The organism is Bacillus nitroreducens (assembly GCF_964021195.1).
Genome location: NZ_CAXHYI020000003.1, coordinates 1,748,658 through 1,765,888, shown reverse-complemented (window position 1 = coordinate 1,765,888; position 17,231 = coordinate 1,748,658). Strand labels below are relative to the sequence as shown.

Sequence of the window (17,231 nt, the reverse complement as noted above, 5' to 3'; positions counted from 1 at the left end):
ATTTATTTTTTGTCAATTTTATCCTGTAACTTTTTCTGAGCCTGTTGAAGGATTGGCTCTGGGTCAGCGTGATTATAAATCACATTATCTCGAATGCTAGTGAGTTCATCCGCCATTTCACCAGCTACTGACGTTAGGGCTGGGTGACCTGACTCTGGTGAGGCAGCCACTTTAAGGACAGTATCATATACATGGTCTCCATCCCAATTTATATCCTCTGATTTTTCCTTCCAAATAGAAATAGATCTCCAAATATTAATATTTTCCGCTAACACTTTGTCTTGATTTCCATATAAAGCAAAATTTATCGCTTCCTGTGGGTTTTTTGCTCCTTTTGGAACAAAATATACGTTTGTTCCAAATACAGTTGCTTCTTGTCTTCCTTCAGGAGGAGCAGGTATCGGCGCTACTTTATAATTTGTATCTGGTGAGTATATTTTAAGTGCATTTGCAAACCAGTTTCCTGTTACTGTCATAGCAACTTTTCCCGTCATGAATGGATGATCAGGAGAAAATGCTCCCCCAAATCCTGATGTAAAAGACTTAATTTTTTCAGGGTTATATTTTTGTGCATAGCTATCCATCCACTTAAACGTATCAATTAAAGGTTTCTCATCTAATAATAGTTTATTAGATTCTGGATCATAAAGCTTTGCACCGAAAGCCCAAGGCCATGTATATGGATCCTCACCTGCATCAACCCAAGGGATAAAACCTAATGTTTCAAAGCCACCATCATCTTTAACTTTCGTTAAAGCTTCTGCCATTTGATCTAGTTCTTCAATTGTTGTTGGGGGTTTATCCGGGTCTAATCCAGCAGCCTCAAACATGTCGACATTATAGAACAATAGATTCACGTTCGAATCCTGCGGAAGAATATACGTTTTCCCATCAGGTGATTCCATCACATCTTTAAAACCATCTAAAACCGAATCAGGATCAAAAACAGCATTTTCTAAATATTCATCAAGAGGCTCTAATGCACCTTGAGAAGCAAGACTATAAACAAGTTGATAGTCATTTCCATCACTTACTACTAAATCTGGGGGATTCCCTCCTGATATTGCAGATAAAAGCTTACCATTTGTTATACCATCCGGCACGTATATATCATTTACATCAACCCCAGTTTCAGCTTCATAATCTGCAATTCTACCCTTATCCCATTTTTCAGAATCCCCTCCCCAAGGATACCAATAAGTAAATTCTTTAGAGCTACCGTCAGAACTAGAATTCCCATCTGAATTTGAAGAAGATGAAGACCCAGAATTTGAACAAGCAGTAATTACCAAAACCATGGCCAGAATTAAAACTATACTTACTGAAAAGAACCTTTTCACAATCATACCTCCTAAATAAATTATTGTTATAAAGAAGTACTATTAGATGCTTCGGAAGATAAATTTTCTCAAGCCTCCTTTTTTATTTTGATTATGTAAACACGCATGAACACGCGTTTATACACACGCAAAAAAATATCGTTAACAAAATTCTATCAATTCATATATTAAAAATATTCTGAAATATAGTTATAAAAAAATTAAAGGGTCTACAGAGAGCGACACGACTCTCTTACAATTAATTCAGACCCCATGATAACCTTAATCCCCGTTTCGTTTGTCTTTTCAATGGTTTTTATGACATCAAGCGTAAGTTTTTGCATCATATTACTGAACTCTGCTCTAAAAGTTGTTAGCGGCGGGTGAAATAATTTACTTAAAACGTTATCATCGATTCCAATGATGGAGATATCTTCTGGTACATCAATTCCATTTTCATTCAGTGCCTGAATAGCACCAAATGCTATTTTGTCGTTTGCTGCAAAAAAGGCTGTAGGAAGTTCCACATTTGAATTTAAAAAACTTACCATAGTCTGATACCCTTCAGTGCTGTTAAAATCCGCTTGCAAAATCCATTCTCTTTGAACAGGTAAGGAATGATGTTTCATCGCCGCAAGAAAGCCATTGTATCTTGCAATACCTGCATGTCGTTTTAGATTACCGTTAATTATCCCTATCTTTCTATGATTCAAACTAACTAAATAATCGACAGCTTTCTTGGCACCGTTTTCATTATCAAAACTATAAACAATTCGATTCGGTTCATTTCTTCCTGGCATATCCTGATCCACAATCCCCAAGATAAACCCCTCTGCAATTAGTTCCTCAATTAAGGGCTCATGATTGTCAGTCCCCATAAAGATACCTGCATCAATTCTACTCTGATAAAAAACGGATTTTACCCGTTCTATATTATTAGGAGACTTACAATCTTGAATAATATTAGTTAAAACATAATAATCATGCTTTGATGCCTCTTCAATGACACTGGTTATAAGTGTGTTGCTAGTTGAGTCACTTGATACACTTCCCTTATCGATTATGAATAATCCAATGGTCCTCATATTTTTACCTGCAAGTACTTGCGCAGACATATTGGGAAAATAATCATATTCTTTAATGACTTTCATTACCTTTTCTCTAGTCTCAGGTGGAACACTAGGATAATTATTAATTACTCTACTTACTGTACTTCTTGATACACCTGCAAGCTTAGCAATTTGTGTGCTATTAATTTTATTTCTTTTCAAGAATACCTCCCACTTCCGTGAACACGTGTTTATTGTTTGTTTTTTATTCTAATCCTATCGTTAAAGGTTGTCAACGTTTTTTTAAATATTCTAAATTCTCTTTACTCCACTTATTATTATAAACCTTAATTATTTCTGTGTTTTTTTAGCTTTTAATAAACCTCATTCCGTGGATTTCAATAACATAAATTGAGCCAATTTGTAAACGCGTGTTAAATTTTTTAAAAATACAAATCAGCTATAACCTAAAAACACTGGCTTACCAAGCTTGATTTGATTTATTGATATATCATCTTTTACTTCGTATACCTTTCCATTTTGAATGACAAAGATATTTCCCCAACCCTAGAGCACTAGCAAAAAAGTTATATGTAACACATCGACAGAAGTTTCAATTCCCAATTCCCTCGACAAAAAGGTGTGACTCCCTCGGAGATCACACCTTTAAAAGCTTATATTTATTTTTTTAAAAAGACTTTTAGCACCTAAGATGCTTTGCCTTTTGGATGTTGCTTATTACTTGGTGCAAACCAACCGATTAAAGCAATTGCGACTAAGACTCCATAGAAAATGATGGTCCACAAGGTACTATGAGGGAAGTCATGGTCTAAGACACCTATGTCTTCATGGGCAAGAGTAATCACAGCTAGCTTAACCCCTACCCACGCGACGATAGCATACGCTGTTGTTTCAAGTGCTGGTCGCTTTTCAAGCAATTGGACAAACCAAGTTGCTGCAAACTTAATGAGAATCAGACCTGCAATACCTCCAAGAACGACAACAATGAACTGTCCTCCGTCCATTCCTCCAATATCACCAAGTGGTGAATCAGGAAGCCCAAGGGCAAGTGCAACCGCTGCTAAAATGGAATCAATTGCAAAAGCAAGGTCAGCTAATCCAATTTTCCCCACTGTTGGCCAGAAGCCTTTACCCGCTGCTTCCTTCTTATCGTCCTCATGGATATTTTTATTGTCTTTACCAAACTTCGCTTGAATGACATGCTTTAATCCTAGATAGAGGAGATAAAGGGCCCCTATTGCCTGGATTTGCCACACATTTGCAATAAAAGAAATGGCAAAAAGTGCAGCAAACCTGAAAACAAAGGCCATCAATATACCATAATTAATCGCTCTTTTTTTCTGATCTTCTGGTAAATGTCTGGCAATAACTGCTAGTACAAGGGCATTGTCAGCCGATAAAAGGCCTTCTAAGCCTATTAGGATTAATAATGCCCAGGCATATTCTAGCCATATTGTATCCATTCATTTCTCTCCTAACGTAATTAAGGATATGATTCTCCTCTTTCATTAGATTTTCCTATCCAAGTGCTGATATGCCTTTATTTTAACAAGGGGTGTATTTACCAAAACGGACTATCCAGTTAGCCAATCTGAGCAGTGCCGGAGAGTTTTTGCTATAAAATTCTCTCCATGATGACATATGATTTGCCACCTTTGGTAAAACTAAAAGTGGTTTCTTCTAACCCAAATTTTTTATAAAAATCGGTTTTATTTTCCCTGGCATTGCACCATATTCTTTTGATGCCCAGTCTTTTTGCTTCTTCTAGACAATAGTGTAACAATGCACTGCCATATCCCTTTCCTTGTTCTTCAAGGAGGGTTGCAAACTTTCGAAATTGGGCTTCTTGCTCATTAATAAAAAGGGAAATAACAGAGATCAATTTCTTATCTTTGAAAAGCCCAAGATGAATCCCGTTGTCATCGTCTTCTAATTTAATGTAATCAAAATCTTTTTCAGGCCACATGACGATATGCCTAATTTCCCATGCTTCTTCTTTATTAATTTTAGTAATCGTTGTTTCCATCGTATCCTCCATAACACTATTCAACATTGAATTCACTCCATCTTAACGTTCTTTTCGTATTCAGTCTATAAAGAATGACAGGTTCATTCACTATTTTTGGCCGTCGGAATTGTGTCCATTAGTATTTTTTGTGTATAAAGTGCGTAATCTGTAAAGTACCCATCGACGCGGTATTTTTTCATTCTGATTTGTTCCTTTTTTTGTGTTTTCATATCCGTAAAATAAACATGAACATGCTTACCACTTCGGTGGAGTTTATTTACAATATGTCGTGTTACATCCCTTGATTCGATGCCAATGATTGGATATTTTGAGCGAATAGCTTCTTCTAAATCAAATTCCCCTTTTTTAAATAAAAGAGTAAGAGGAAGCTCTGGTGCTAGCAATTTTAATTTATCTAAACTTTTTTTGGAAAAGGATTGAAGGATGACTCTTTCAGCCGTGAGTAAGTTATATTCTCGTAAAAGTTCAATTAACGTTTCCTCCATTGCTAACTGATTCCCAACAAGTCTAGTTTCAATATAAAAATTTTCAGTATCAGAAAAAGAGTCGAATATTTCTCGTAGGGTGGGTATTTTTTCAAAGACTATTTCATCGTCATATGTTGAAACGGTATCGAATTCCTTTAATTCGTCCAACGAATAATCAGAAACTTTTCCTTTCCCATTCGTTGTTCGATTGATTGTATCATCGTGCATGGCCACGAGTTCTCCATCTTTTGTCATTCGGAGGTCAATTTCAATATAATCCACGCGATCTTCGGAAGAAATTTTATATGCAGTGAGGGTATGCTCATTAAATCGATCATTCGCACCTCTATGTGCAATGATTAAAGACTGAACAACTGCTTGTTCAGGGTCTAATTTATACCCTCTTAACATATCTAATGTAATTATAATAATAAATCCAAAACTTAGGAGTAACCATAGTATTAAATATTTCTTATTCAAATTATTCTTCCATCCATTCCTTCGTGTTCCTATATTTACATTAACTACAATTAGTTAAGCATAGATCGTTTATCATAGTTGGCGTTTTACGAATTACTTACAATACTTTAAAACTTTTTACATAGTAAAAAGCGTTAACCCTTTTTTAAGGTTAACGCCTCATCGGAATTCGGACAAACTATCCTTATTATCAAATTTTAAACTTCTTGATCAACTCTTGTAGTTCTTCCGCCATTTTAGTTAAAGAAATGGAAGATGCGGTTATCTCTTCCATGGCAGCAAGCTGTTCTTCTGTTGATGCAGACATATTTTGTGTCCCAGCAGAAGTTACATGAGTAATTTCTGCTACTGCCTCCATCCTTTTTATCATTTCGTCTGTACCTGCAGACAAATCATGTACAGCAGATGTAATTTCCTGAACTTGTGATGTAACCTCTTGAACGGCCATTTCAATTTGTTTAAATGAAGATCCAACGTCCTGGATATATTCAATCCCGTCTGACACTTTAGTTGTCGTGTCTTTCATGGATTGGACGGTTTCTTCTGTGTCTGTTTGAATGACCGTAATTAAAGACGAGATCTGTTGGGCAGAAATAGAAGATTGTTCTGCTAACTTCCTGACTTCATCAGCCACTACAGAAAATCCTCTCCCATGTTCACCTGCACGCGCTGCTTCAATCGCTGCATTTAAAGCAAGTAAATTGGTCTGATTAGCAATACCTGTGATCACACCAATAATTTGGTGAATTTGATTCGTACTTTCTCCTAATGTTCCCACTCTTTGAGAAAGATGATTAACTGTCTGACCGATTTCATTCATTCGAGTAATACTGCCTGTTACTAAATGACTTCCATCAACAGCTTTCTCCGATGCTTCAATAGACGTTTTTGAGACAATTTCTGAACTGGCATCAATTTTTTTGATTAAGGAAGATAAATCATTCACCGTTTGATTCGTCTCGTACAAAGCTTGAACCTGTTTTTCCGTTCCAACCGCTACCTCTTGAACTGTTGTTGAGATCATCTCTGTAGCCCTAGACGTTTCTTCGGAACTAGCTGAAAGTTGTTCAGAAGCCGTAGCAACTTGCTGGGCATTCATTGCTACCTGTCTTACCAATTCCCGTAATTTACCTACCATTCGATTAAAGGACGACGCCATTTCCCCTAGTTCATCTTTTGTTTTGATGGAAATAGATTGTGTGAGGTCAGCCTCGCCCTCTGATATTTCCTTCAAACGTCGATTCATGAGTTTAATCGGTTTATTGATTGATTTTATCAAAGCATAAGAAGCAAAAGCTCCCCCAATATAGGATATAAGAATAACGGCATAGATAATCATCGAATTCATTTCTTGTCTATGTGCTAACGCTTTTGTGTCACTGTCAATTTTTTTCGTTACTTCCGTAATAAATAGATTAACACTCGGGTCCACTAAGTCTTTGCGAATCATTCTTTGTTCATCCATATGTACTTCGGAGGCTCTTTCATGCTCTCCACCTTTATAGTATTCAATCATTTTATTGTTTGCATCAAAATAGGTATGTAGATTATCCTGGATTTCTTGTACTTTTTTCGTGTCTTCTTTATTTAGTTTTAGTTGATCCAGTTCTTCAAAATAAAGCTCGATATCCTCGATTTTATTGTTAATTCCTTCAACAAATTCTTCATCACCCGTCACAAGGAACCCCCTCTCATCATTTGAGATTCCTGTAAAACGGTATTGGATCGACTTCAATGTTTGCTGTAGAGTTTGATTTTCCTCCACTTTTTTCATCGCTTCTTCTGTTTGATTCTGATGGTAAATCGATAAGCTTCCCGTGACAAGTATGCATAATAATAAAAAGGAAACTAACAAACTAAGTTTCATTTTAATTTTCATAATATCCCTCTTCCATTGATGTATCTATTCTTCGGTGTCACCTTGTTATATTAAGACTACTAGAAATTTTAACATAGGCTTTTTCAATAGACTAGGAATAAAGCACTAAGGACCAATAGAAAAAGTGGCATTCGAATCAAAGTTCTAGTGCCACTCGATCAAAAATCATTTAGGAATCCCAAACAGAAATGTGCGAATTATCCACTCCACCTGTCTACTCTTTTTCCTTTTATACTCATATAGTAAAGAAATAAAACAATAAAGAGGCGTGCGGATATGAAGATCGACAAAATTATTACCACGGGCTTAAAACATCTAGGAAAACCCTATGTCTTTAATGCCCCATCCTTCCAAACAGATTTCTTTGATTGTAGCTCATTTATCCAATATATTTTTGGCGTACATGGAATTTCACTTCCTCGAAATTCTCGACAGCAATTTAAATATGGTAATAAGGTCTTTTTTCAACATATAAAAAAGGGCGATCTATTATTTTTCACTACTAAAAAAAGAAAGAAAATGATTGGTATAGAAAAGATTGGCCATGTAGCATTATATCTAGGAGATAATAAAATTTTACATGCGGTTCGCCCTGAATATGAAGTTACGATTTCTTTAATAGATGATGGATGGAAAAGTAGGTTTTTAGGTGCAAAAAGAGTGATCTAATTTAAATAGTTTTCTAAATACAGCAATTATAAGGACAAGTTGTGCCACTATTTAGATGTGATTCTTAAAAAATACCCATCAGGGTCTGCTAACTTAAACCCTCTCATTTTCCATGGATACGTTTCAACACCTACCTCAATAGGATAATTGTGTTTGAGGCAACGTTGATATACCTTTTCTAGTTGATCTACAACAATAATAAGCTCAAAGCCATTTCCTTTTATATTGCTTTGCGCCTTATTATTAAAATAGTGTTGCTGATCTAAAATGGTTTCAGAAGCGATTAGGAGAGAGAAACAATCATAATTGAAACGTGCAGATCGCTCATTTCTTCCGTAGAGTTCTAGACCAATGATATCCTGATAAAATTCTATCGATTTCTCTATGTCCTTCACATATAATTCAACGCGGAAAAGTACACTCACATTTTTCAACCCTTTCTGTACAATCATTCACTCCCATATTTTTCAGGCAACAGCTCCATAACATTGCATTTAACAAGTTCACCTTTGTAGGAAATAATAACATCCGTATCTTTTCCATAATCACTGATGAGTTCACGACACATGCCACAAGGGGCTACCACCCAGCACTTTTCAATGTTTTCATGTGGATGAGGGTGAGCGACAGCAACAATTGTTTTAAATTCATGCTCTCCTTCTGAGATTGACTTCCCCATTGCCATTGCTTCCCCGCAAACAGCAATGCGCCCGACATTTGCTTCTAGATGGACAGCCGCATACACTTTTCCTGACATTGTTCGAACAGCTGCTCCAATATGATGCTTTCCGTACCGATAATTCTTTTCAATTACCGTTTCAGCTTCCTTAATTAACTCAAAATCCTTATCGTCTAATGGTTTGACCTTTAACATATAGTTACCACCTCTTATTTGTTACAAACTTAACGTCTAGTAAATTCCTTCATCATTATGGTCTTCGGTCCCAAGGCTCCAATGTTCCCACAATCGTTTTGTTGTTTTCACTTTTGATGGCCTGAATAACCCCATTCGAAATTTCCTTGTGAGTCAGCCATCTTGAAGTACACCCATCCAACACAAAGCCTAGTTGTACTATTTTGACATGACAGTTTTCTTGTACATATTGTCCAGTGGTTTGAATGTTTGATAAATGACTGCTGCTACCTTTCACTTCAATCAATTTCCATGGGGTTTCTTTTTGTAAATCTGAAAGTTGATTTTTAATGGTTTGAATTGCATCAGGAGCAGTTCCATGGATCCATGCAACAACCATATCAATTTCGCCATACTGCATATACGAATCGACTATTACGCTTCTCAGCTGTTCTGTTTGTGTGTAATCTAGTTGACGAACCTTAAGTCCATGGTTTCCATACCGATTTGCGAGTCGTTCTAGTCTTTGCATATTTCGTCCAAAAACAATTGAGTGGTTGGCGTGTTCTGCAATCCAACCAGATGCCTCCGCAAGCATCCCCGTTCCTCCGAAAATAAGGACATGGTTAAACTTCAAGATAGGTACCTCCCTATTTTTTAGTAACCGTTGAATCCTTTATCGCGTCTAGCAACCTTATCAATTTAAAACTGGTTGATCCAAGGGAATTCTCGTGAATCCTACCACATCATCCCCATCATAAACAAATCGATAATCGTAATTTGTTATATCATTTAAGACCTCCTGTAAGTAGTATTGTAGATTTGCCAAACCCTTGTTTTTTGGATGCAAGATCCATGATAAATCTTTCCAATCTAAAATACCTTCATCTGTTTTAAGTGGAGTATGGTAAACGTAGGAATCTGGCAATTCTGCTACAAAAACATACATTCCATCCACATATGAATAACTTGGATTCGTCCAGGTAATCGTTCCTTTTTCAATGAGGCTTCCAGGTAGCAACTCCATACCTGTTTCTTCCCTAATCTCTCTATGAATACTTTCTAATGGGGTCTCACCTTGTTCGATTTTACCTCCAACACCATTCCAAATCCCCATCCACTCAGGGGACTCACGATTAAGCAATAAGATTCTGCCCCCTTGTTTAATAAAACAAATCGTGTATGAGTACATATACATTTCCTCCCTGTTAGAACTTTTACAAACATAGATTTAAAACCTTTTATTTTACTGATTGCTCTCATTTTCTATTAATGAGAAACAGAGTATACGGGAACATCGTAGTTTAGTTTCATTTTTAGCATTTACCGTACGATCTACTTTTCCACTTCATTGATTTTTGTATAAAGGAGAGAATCATCCCTGACAAATGAAAAAGCCGTCTCGTCAAGTGCATTAAATAGTGAAAAATAGTTTTCACCAAAACTAAAGCCAATCCCAAGTAATTGACCTGGATTTCCTTCAATGATTTCAATTTCTTCTATACTCTTTCCAATTATCGGAGACTCGTCATCAAACATGTTCGTTTTCCATTCTAAAAACAAATCTGAAATTCCGTACCAATCTAGTTTTTCAGTTGTATCTATTTCATTCCACGTTAGTGAAATATCTTCTTTAAATGAACAAAATTCTACTTGAATACCACCGGCAATCAATATTACTGGACAGTCTGCCCATAACTCTCCACCCTCATCATGGACAGTTACCAAACTCTCAAACTTTGAACCTCTTAATTGCCGTAACCTCTTACCATGTTCGAGTAAAAATGCATTCTTATCACAAAAGAAATTAGGTACATAATCCTTCATTCCAAACATGATCAATCCTCACTTCTTAAAAGGAAGAACAGAGACTTCTTAATGTATGAAGCCTACCTGTTAATAGGAAGAGATCATCATAATTACGACGAACGTATTCCTCGATAACATCCAAGCCCTTCTTAATATCATCCACTAGTAGAATCGTGTATGGTTCATTCCAAGAATATCGATTGATTCTCCTAAGTTCAGATGCGTTAAGGTGAAACTTGAATTCTTCAGTTAGTAATCTAATTTGGTATAACTTATCTGGGTTCTCTACATAGCTTTTATGCTTATTGTTATAGTTTTCTTCCACGAATTGAATAAAGCCATCAATATTCTCTGCCAGCATTGTCGCAATTCGCATCTCGTATCTCACTCTTTCATCTCCCCCTCGGCTTCATGTTGAAATAGGAGAACTTTTCAAAATATTGATATGTTTCTATTATACAATTATGAAAGTCTGATTATAGTCAAATCTAGAAAATTCTTGATGAAGGCTGAGTTACAAAAAGCGATCGTCTCCTATCAGACAATCGCTATCATTGTTAATCTTCTTTTGTTTGTAGAAATTCATTCCACGCTGTGATTCCACCCTCTAAAACCGTAACATCATATTCATGTTTAGAAAGGATGTTGGCACATTTTGTAGCCGAATTTCCTGTTGTGCATGTAACGATGATTTCTGTATTTCTTGCTATAGAATCAAGCGTTTTTTCTATATCTTCTTCTAATGAAAATATCTCAGATTTATGTATGTTTTGACTTTCAATATGATGACCTTCAATATGATAGTCATTGTATTTTTCTTCTGCTCTTACGTCTAAAATGAAGACCTTCTCTCCGTTATTCATTTTCTGATGTAATGCTTGGGGCGAAATCTTTTTAAGCGGCATCGTCCTGTCCTCCTTTTACGAATAGCTTTCTGGACCTTTTAATACCAACCCAATACCATTTTCATTCTCTTCTTTATCCAACGTTAAAACTTCTGTTCCTGTTACACTTGGATCGAATGCAACTCTGATCCCTTTAATTGTTTGAACACGGTCGAATTCATGTGGCTCGTCAATCGCTAAAGCAATCTGGGGTCCATCTGTGCTACTAGGAACCGTGTAAAGACGTATTCCCACCGCACCAGATTTATCCAATAATTGCTTAGCTTCGTCTGTTATGTACATCACTTTTCCTCCTCACCTACTAATATCCTTATTATAAACATTTATGAAACTGATGGACAGGTTCTCAAACCTAATTTGTATCTTATTCAGGGAAACAAACCAGTTATACATTTATTCAAACAGGTTATGTGAATAGTCTTATTTTTCAAAGGAAGTCTTGTTATAGTAATGTCAGAGAGGGGGGGAGAAGGTGAAACTAACTATTGATATTAATGAAAAGTATGACGGAATCTCGATAACGATCCATGCAAAGGAGTGGTCAAATGAGATCGAAGAAATCGTTCAAAAAATAAATCAGCAAGTTCCTAAGCGAATGATAGGATTCAAGGAAGATAGCTCCATTTTGCTATCACCGTCCGAAATTGACTATGTGTTTGCTCAGAATCGGAAAGTATACGCACATATCAATAAACAGAATATTGAAGTAAACCTTAAATTATATGAAATCGAAAAACTTTTTGAAATGTATGGGTTTAGTCGTTTTTCAAAATCAGTCATAGGAAACCTTCACCAAATTTCTCGGTTTGAGTTATCCTTCAATGGAAATCTATGTGTGTATTTCCATTCAGGAAGTAAAGAATATGTCTCTCGAAAATATGTGAATGAAATCAAGAACAAATTAATTCTGGGGGATGATTAGATTGGTCATTGAAGTGTTGAAAAGAAGTATGACGGGCCTAGGGATTGCCACGATCATCACATTTTCTTTTTTTACGATCATGGTTATTCAGGATATTCAGGTCCCTACCTTTATCATTTGGAAAAATATGTTGGGTGCCATAGTGATGGGCCTTTATTTTGGTAATGCCTCCCTTCTATTTGAAATTGAAAAATGGAGCCCATTGAAACAAACAGTGATTCACTTTTTGTTATCGATAGTCGTATGGTTACCCATTACGATTTGGTTAGGATGGCTACCATTTAATTGGTTAGCCTTGCTTATTGGCATCACTGGTTTTCTTCTTGTCTATATCTTATTTTGGTTCTCCACCTTCCTATATTTCAAGAAACTTGAAAGTGAAATGAATGGCTCAATCAAAAGACCATAAAAATGCGTTAAGCAAAGGTGCAGTCCTTAAATAGGATACGCACCTTATTTTTTATGCCACATTACAATCAATCATTGTCATTTTAACACTCGTGGCACGATAATATATACGAGGGAGTTGAGTAAATTTGGAAGCCATTCTACATGGAATTATCTTAGCATTTGGACTTATTCTACCATTAGGTGTACAAAACGTTTTTGTATTCTCACAAGGAGCTACGCAGCCTAAGCTCCATCGTGCCCTACCAGCGGCGATTACTGCTGGAGTATGTGATACACTGCTAATCCTTTTAGCTATCTTTGGTTTATCTGTCATAGTTCTACAATTTGAATGGCTCAGGATCATGTTAATGATCACAGGTATTATCTTTTTGCTTTATATGGGCTATGCGATTTGGCGATCTGAACCAGCCAAAAATAATACAAATCAAGCATTATCCATTCGTCAACAAATCATCTTTGCATTATCCGTTTCCCTTTTAAATCCCCATGCCATCTTAGATATTGTTGGGGTAATTGGAACAAGTGCATTAAAATATGTTGGAACAGAGCAACTGTTCTTTACTGTTGCTTGTATACTCGTTTCTTGGATATGGTTCTTTGGACTAATGGTAGCTGGAGCTGTTATGAAAAAATTAGATGGCACTGGTTTAATTATGATTATCTTTAATAAAGCCTCCGCGATCTTTATTTGGGCAACCGCCCTTTATCTTTTTAGTGGGTTGGTATGAAAATAGGAGATGCGAACAGGTTCACTGTCCCACATTTTCAACAGTTCTCTTCAGAAAAAAGAGCACAATTTGAGATAAACTCAAACTGCGCTCTTTGTTTTTTGATGGGGACTAATTTTACTTTTAACCGAAATAATGACTGTAATGAATGATAAAATGATAAAAATCCCACCAGCAAACGGAGTGAAGCTGATTGAGATCGTGTCAACGATTAAAGCTCCAATCACAGAACCGACAGCTACCCCTAAATGAAGGGCTGAATTATTCAAGCTTTGCTGAATTTCCGATGATTCAGGTGCTATTTCAATTAAATAGGATTGCATTGCTGGTGAGATCGCCCAACTTAAAATTCCCCATACAATAAGAATGATAAGAAATAGTGGTACAAAGTCTGTTGTGAATGGGAATATATAGAATACCGTACTAAAAACGGCAAGGGATATAACCATCGTTTTCCTTGAACCTAAAGTATCAGCTAGTACACCACCTAGACCTCCACCGCTTACAGCAGCAAATCCGAATATGAAATAGATGATACTGATCCAAAATGCATTAAAGTCTGTAGTTATTTCTAAATAAGGTTTAAAGTAGGCATACATAATCGTATGACCTGTCATATATAGAAATGTTGATGTCAGGCCTAATGTAATTTTGTGGTTTTTTAAGGTTGCAAGTTGTTGACTTAACGGAATTTGAGGTTTTGGTTGCACCCTTCCCATCAAAACATGAACGCCAATAATGGACAATGCTGTCAGTACTGTGATGAGTACAAATGGTGCTCTCCAACCAAAATTATTTCCGATGATTAAGCCAATCGGTACCCCTAAAACTAAGGATGCACTTACACCCATTGAGACAATCCCAATCGCTCTGCCTTTGTACTGCTGCGCTACCATACTAGGAGCCATGACTAAACACAAAATGATTAATAGTGCTCCACTAAACGCTAAAATAATTCTTCCGATAAATAAAATCGAAAATGTAGGTGCTAATACGGTTACGATACATCCAACTAAAAAGATGTATAAGCAAATTAATGTGAGCCGTTTTCTTTCGACTTTAGCTGTCATGACAAGTAAAATGGGTGATGCCACTGCAAAAATAATCGCAAATACGGTAATCAATAAACCCACTTGCCCAATACTTACATGTAAATCCTCTGCAATTAAATCTAAAATGCCACTAATAATTAACTCAACCAATCCTATGATAAAGGAAATGATCATTAAAAAATAAATTCGCTTATCCATGTTGTCTTCCTTCCTAAAGATATCTAAGTCTTTATACTATCTTTTGTTGAAAGTTTACTCAACAACAAGGACATTATTCTTTTCAAATGATGGGTTTAGGAGATATGCTTTATTTTTTGTTGAATAGGGGTTCTTTCTCTTGCATCCTTTATCTCCTCTGGATAACCAACACCAAATACCCCAACAACGTCATACCCTTCTGGAACCCCAATAATATCGCGGTTTCTTTGGACATTTGCGATTGATGACCAAAAGGCACCAACACCTTCTGCCCATGCAGCTAAGAGAAAATTCTGTACAAAACATGAGGTTGCGATTAAGTTTTCATATGTTTCTGCATCTGATGTGCCGTGTTTTGATAAGACAACTAGCACAACAGGTGCATGCCAGAAATCTGTTTTATGATTTAAATTCTTTCTCGTCTCTGGACCGACTACATACACTTCCCAAGGCTCGGTCATTCGATGATTAGGAGCCATTGTACCCGCTTGTAACCATTTATGAATTTGCTCCATCTTAATTGGATCCTGTTTAAAACTTTTTATATTTCGACGTGTGTGGATTGCTTCTAAAATATTCAAGTTCATTCCTCCTAGTGATTGATCATTCACCGTAAGTGGGTGAAGAAAGAAACTTCGTTTTTACGTAAATGGAACCGAGTGCATGATTAAGGAGATAAACTATTCTCAACATTTAATTGAGAATACATTTCAATTAATCTTAGTGAAGATCTTTACCATTGTCAAATTATTAATATGAAGGGGAAAAGATCCATTTACCTCTTTTATTATCACATTCAAATAAAAAAAATGCGTGAATCACTTGATCAACGCATTTTTTCATTTAACTGAATAGTAAATTGTTCAGGATTTATAGGAGTTGTATTATTTCCTTTTACTAGCTTTAACGTCGCCACGATTAGAAAGCTTACAATCACAAGTAACACCCATGAACTCATCTTTCCTAGGTGAACAAGGCTCCATACATGGGTTTGGTTTGGATATTCCCATGCACCAAAGAAGGTTGCGATATTTTCAGCAATCCAGATAAAAAATCCAATGAGAACAAAGGATAATGCAATTGGCATTCGGTAACGAGTTCCATACACCTCATATGTAACCCATGACTTCAAAAAGACGAGAATGACAAGTACAGCTAAATACCACCGAATATCGATCCAATAATGGTGAGTGAAAAAATTAAAATAGATTGCTGCTGCAAGTGGGACAACAACTAAGAATGGTGGCCACCTTACCAATTCGACCTTAAGCCTCCGCCACGCTTGGCAAAGATAACTCGCTACACTAGCGTACATGAAGCCGCTATATAATGGCACTCCAAACAATTTAAAATACCCTTCCTCTGGATATGACCATGACCCCATATGTGTTTTAAAGATTTCGAGTGCAAGACCGATTATATGAAAAAGTGTAATTACCTTCAGTTCATCCCGTGTTTCAAGTCCTGAACGCACCATCCACCACTGCATAAGAAGACAGATGATGAGCAGCCAATCATACCGAGATAGGAGAGGCAATGGTATGATTTTTGTAAGAGCCAAAGAAGCAAAAATCACAACTGGAAACAAACACGATAACGCCTGTTCCCAACCAAAACGAACCAACTGTTGAAATGCTCTCATCATCTAACCCCCTTCTTGTATGACAAGCGACGAGACCGTCAGCCAACTTAGGGTTGGAACAGTCATTTTGGTCACCCGTCGTCCTCTACTCATCACTTCTATATTCTAGAATGTCTCCAGGTTGACAATCTAAGGCTTGACAGATTGCTTCTAATGTTGAAAAACGAATTGCTTTTGCTTTTCCATTTTTTAAGATAGACAGGTTTGCCATCGTGATTCCTACTTTTTGGGAGAGTTCTGTTACACTCATTTTTCGTTTTGCTAACATAACATCAATATTGATTATTATCGCCATCCTATTCACCTCAGACTGTTAAATCATTTTCTGATTTTATATTGATTGCTTCTTGTAAAAGCCGTTGCAGTACTGCAGCGAAGACAGCTATGACAAGCGAAGCAAGGATAGGAACCAGTCCCACAATCGTAAGCCCTGGTGCATCATCTAGTTCCGCGAGTTGAATAACAAATGGCACAGCAATCACATATAATCCACTGATTGTGATGGCAAAATATTTAATTTTCTTCAGAGCATTTACAGACATTTGAGAGAATGCCTCGTTTTTATCAATCAAGTTTAACAGCTTAAATGACTGAATCAATGCGCCAAAGTACGGTATCACTGATACATACATCACGATTACAATCGGATACAAAAGATGTGCAAAATCAGGATTGGCTGGGTGACTAGGTAAATACACCAATCCAAATATACCTATAGCAAGAACGGGAATTCCCATTAGAATTACAGCTAACCTTAAAAACTGTGTTGACCCTACTTTCATTAAAAGCACCTCACAA

At 36.5% G+C, this 17,231-nt stretch carries 22 protein-coding genes and 2 pseudogenes; 4 read left to right on the top strand and 20 right to left on the bottom strand.

Annotated elements, in window-relative coordinates; genetic code table 11:
- Positions 1-2 precede the first annotated feature (2 nt).
- From ACWPVE_RS12220 to ACWPVE_RS12190, 7 genes and pseudogenes are all read right to left on the bottom strand, one after another.
- Positions 3-1,340 carry an ABC transporter substrate-binding protein gene (locus tag ACWPVE_RS12220; RefSeq protein ID WP_453993697.1) on the bottom strand — a complete coding sequence of 446 codons (1,338 nt, stop codon included), beginning with the start codon at positions 1,338-1,340 and terminating at the stop codon, positions 3-5.
- 209 nt (positions 1,341-1,549) lie between these two features.
- On the bottom strand, positions 1,550-2,590 hold the full coding sequence (locus ACWPVE_RS12215) for a LacI family DNA-binding transcriptional regulator (RefSeq protein ID WP_453993695.1): 1,041 nt from the start codon (positions 2,588-2,590) through the stop codon (positions 1,550-1,552).
- 485 nt (positions 2,591-3,075) lie between these two features.
- On the bottom strand, positions 3,076-3,852 hold the full coding sequence (locus ACWPVE_RS12210; protein ID WP_453993693.1) for a TerC family protein: 777 nt from the start codon (positions 3,850-3,852) through the stop codon (positions 3,076-3,078).
- Positions 3,853-4,004: 152 nt separating this feature from the next.
- Positions 4,005-4,415: a GNAT family N-acetyltransferase gene (locus tag ACWPVE_RS12205; RefSeq protein ID WP_453993691.1), complete on the bottom strand. Its 411-nt coding sequence runs from the start codon at positions 4,413-4,415 to the stop codon at positions 4,005-4,007.
- An 83-nt stretch (positions 4,416-4,498) separates the two neighbouring features.
- Complete coding sequence (locus ACWPVE_RS12200; RefSeq protein WP_453993689.1) at positions 4,499-5,365, bottom strand: glycerophosphodiester phosphodiesterase; 867 nt, start codon at positions 5,363-5,365, stop codon at positions 4,499-4,501.
- Positions 5,366-5,555: 190 nt separating this feature from the next.
- Positions 5,556-6,191, bottom strand: a pseudogene (locus ACWPVE_RS12195) (methyl-accepting chemotaxis protein); the annotation flags it as partial.
- Positions 6,192-6,494: 303 nt separating this feature from the next.
- A pseudogene (locus tag ACWPVE_RS12190) lies at positions 6,495-7,232 on the bottom strand (HAMP domain-containing protein); the annotation flags it as partial.
- A 288-nt stretch (positions 7,233-7,520) separates the two neighbouring features.
- Here ACWPVE_RS12190 and ACWPVE_RS12185 point away from each other — a divergent pair.
- Positions 7,521-7,913, top strand: a complete 393-nt coding sequence (locus ACWPVE_RS12185; protein ID WP_453993687.1) for a C40 family peptidase — start codon at positions 7,521-7,523, stop codon at positions 7,911-7,913.
- A 47-nt stretch (positions 7,914-7,960) separates the two neighbouring features.
- On the opposite strand, the gene ACWPVE_RS12180 is transcribed toward ACWPVE_RS12185, so the two are convergent.
- From ACWPVE_RS12180 to ACWPVE_RS12145, 8 genes are all read right to left on the bottom strand, one after another.
- A complete protein-coding gene (locus tag ACWPVE_RS12180; protein ID WP_453993685.1) occupies positions 7,961-8,365 on the bottom strand; it encodes a VOC family protein in 405 nt (134 codons plus the stop codon).
- Entirely contained in the window at positions 8,362-8,787 is a 426-nt protein-coding gene (locus tag ACWPVE_RS12175) for a cytidine deaminase (RefSeq protein ID WP_453993683.1), read from the bottom strand. Before ACWPVE_RS12175 ends, ACWPVE_RS12180 begins: the two co-directional genes overlap by 4 nt.
- A 55-nt stretch (positions 8,788-8,842) precedes the next feature.
- On the bottom strand, positions 8,843-9,403 hold the full coding sequence (locus tag ACWPVE_RS12170) for a short-chain dehydrogenase (RefSeq protein WP_453993681.1): 561 nt from the start codon (positions 9,401-9,403) through the stop codon (positions 8,843-8,845).
- A 60-nt stretch (positions 9,404-9,463) separates the two neighbouring features.
- A complete protein-coding gene (locus ACWPVE_RS12165; RefSeq protein ID WP_453993679.1) occupies positions 9,464-9,958 on the bottom strand; it encodes an NUDIX hydrolase in 495 nt (164 codons plus the stop codon).
- A 143-nt stretch (positions 9,959-10,101) separates the two neighbouring features.
- Entirely contained in the window at positions 10,102-10,602 is a 501-nt protein-coding gene (locus ACWPVE_RS12160; protein ID WP_453993677.1) for a hypothetical protein, read from the bottom strand.
- Between the two features lie 16 nt (positions 10,603-10,618).
- Positions 10,619-10,963, bottom strand: coding sequence for a hypothetical protein (locus tag ACWPVE_RS12155; protein ID WP_453993675.1), 345 nt, complete (start codon positions 10,961-10,963; stop codon positions 10,619-10,621).
- A 169-nt stretch (positions 10,964-11,132) separates the two neighbouring features.
- Positions 11,133-11,480, bottom strand: coding sequence for a rhodanese-like domain-containing protein (locus ACWPVE_RS12150; protein WP_453993673.1), 348 nt, complete (start codon positions 11,478-11,480; stop codon positions 11,133-11,135).
- A 15-nt stretch (positions 11,481-11,495) separates the two neighbouring features.
- Positions 11,496-11,762, bottom strand: coding sequence for an adhesin (locus ACWPVE_RS12145; RefSeq protein WP_453993671.1), 267 nt, complete (start codon positions 11,760-11,762; stop codon positions 11,496-11,498).
- 190 nt (positions 11,763-11,952) lie between these two features.
- Here ACWPVE_RS12145 and ACWPVE_RS12140 point away from each other — a divergent pair, with 190 nt between their 5' ends.
- From ACWPVE_RS12140 to ACWPVE_RS12130, 3 genes are all read left to right on the top strand, one after another.
- Positions 11,953-12,402 carry a LytTR family DNA-binding domain-containing protein gene (locus ACWPVE_RS12140; RefSeq protein ID WP_453993669.1) on the top strand — a complete coding sequence of 150 codons (450 nt, stop codon included), beginning with the start codon at positions 11,953-11,955 and terminating at the stop codon, positions 12,400-12,402.
- Positions 12,395-12,811 carry a DUF3021 domain-containing protein gene (locus ACWPVE_RS12135; protein WP_453993667.1) on the top strand — a complete coding sequence of 139 codons (417 nt, stop codon included), beginning with the start codon at positions 12,395-12,397 and terminating at the stop codon, positions 12,809-12,811. Before ACWPVE_RS12140 ends, ACWPVE_RS12135 begins: the two co-directional genes overlap by 8 nt.
- A 127-nt stretch (positions 12,812-12,938) precedes the next feature.
- Positions 12,939-13,541: a LysE/ArgO family amino acid transporter gene (locus ACWPVE_RS12130; RefSeq protein WP_453993665.1), complete on the top strand. Its 603-nt coding sequence runs from the start codon at positions 12,939-12,941 to the stop codon at positions 13,539-13,541.
- Positions 13,542-13,621: 80 nt separating this feature from the next.
- Here ACWPVE_RS12130 and ACWPVE_RS12125 read toward each other — a convergent pair whose 3' ends face one another.
- The 5 genes from ACWPVE_RS12125 to ACWPVE_RS12105 form a co-directional block, all read right to left on the bottom strand.
- Positions 13,622-14,791: an MFS transporter gene (locus tag ACWPVE_RS12125; RefSeq protein ID WP_453993663.1), complete on the bottom strand. Its 1,170-nt coding sequence runs from the start codon at positions 14,789-14,791 to the stop codon at positions 13,622-13,624.
- 95 nt (positions 14,792-14,886) lie between these two features.
- Entirely contained in the window at positions 14,887-15,372 is a 486-nt protein-coding gene (locus ACWPVE_RS12120; protein WP_453993661.1) for a nitroreductase family protein, read from the bottom strand.
- A 245-nt stretch (positions 15,373-15,617) separates the two neighbouring features.
- On the bottom strand, positions 15,618-16,433 hold the full coding sequence (locus tag ACWPVE_RS12115; protein ID WP_453993659.1) for a DUF817 domain-containing protein: 816 nt from the start codon (positions 16,431-16,433) through the stop codon (positions 15,618-15,620).
- Positions 16,434-16,518: 85 nt separating this feature from the next.
- Positions 16,519-16,728 (bottom strand): helix-turn-helix domain-containing protein, encoded by a 210-nt coding sequence (locus ACWPVE_RS12110; RefSeq protein ID WP_453993657.1) that lies wholly within the window; start codon positions 16,726-16,728, stop codon positions 16,519-16,521.
- A 10-nt stretch (positions 16,729-16,738) separates the two neighbouring features.
- Entirely contained in the window at positions 16,739-17,215 is a 477-nt protein-coding gene (locus ACWPVE_RS12105) for a DUF2975 domain-containing protein (RefSeq protein WP_453993655.1), read from the bottom strand.
- Positions 17,216-17,231: the final 16 nt, after the last annotated feature.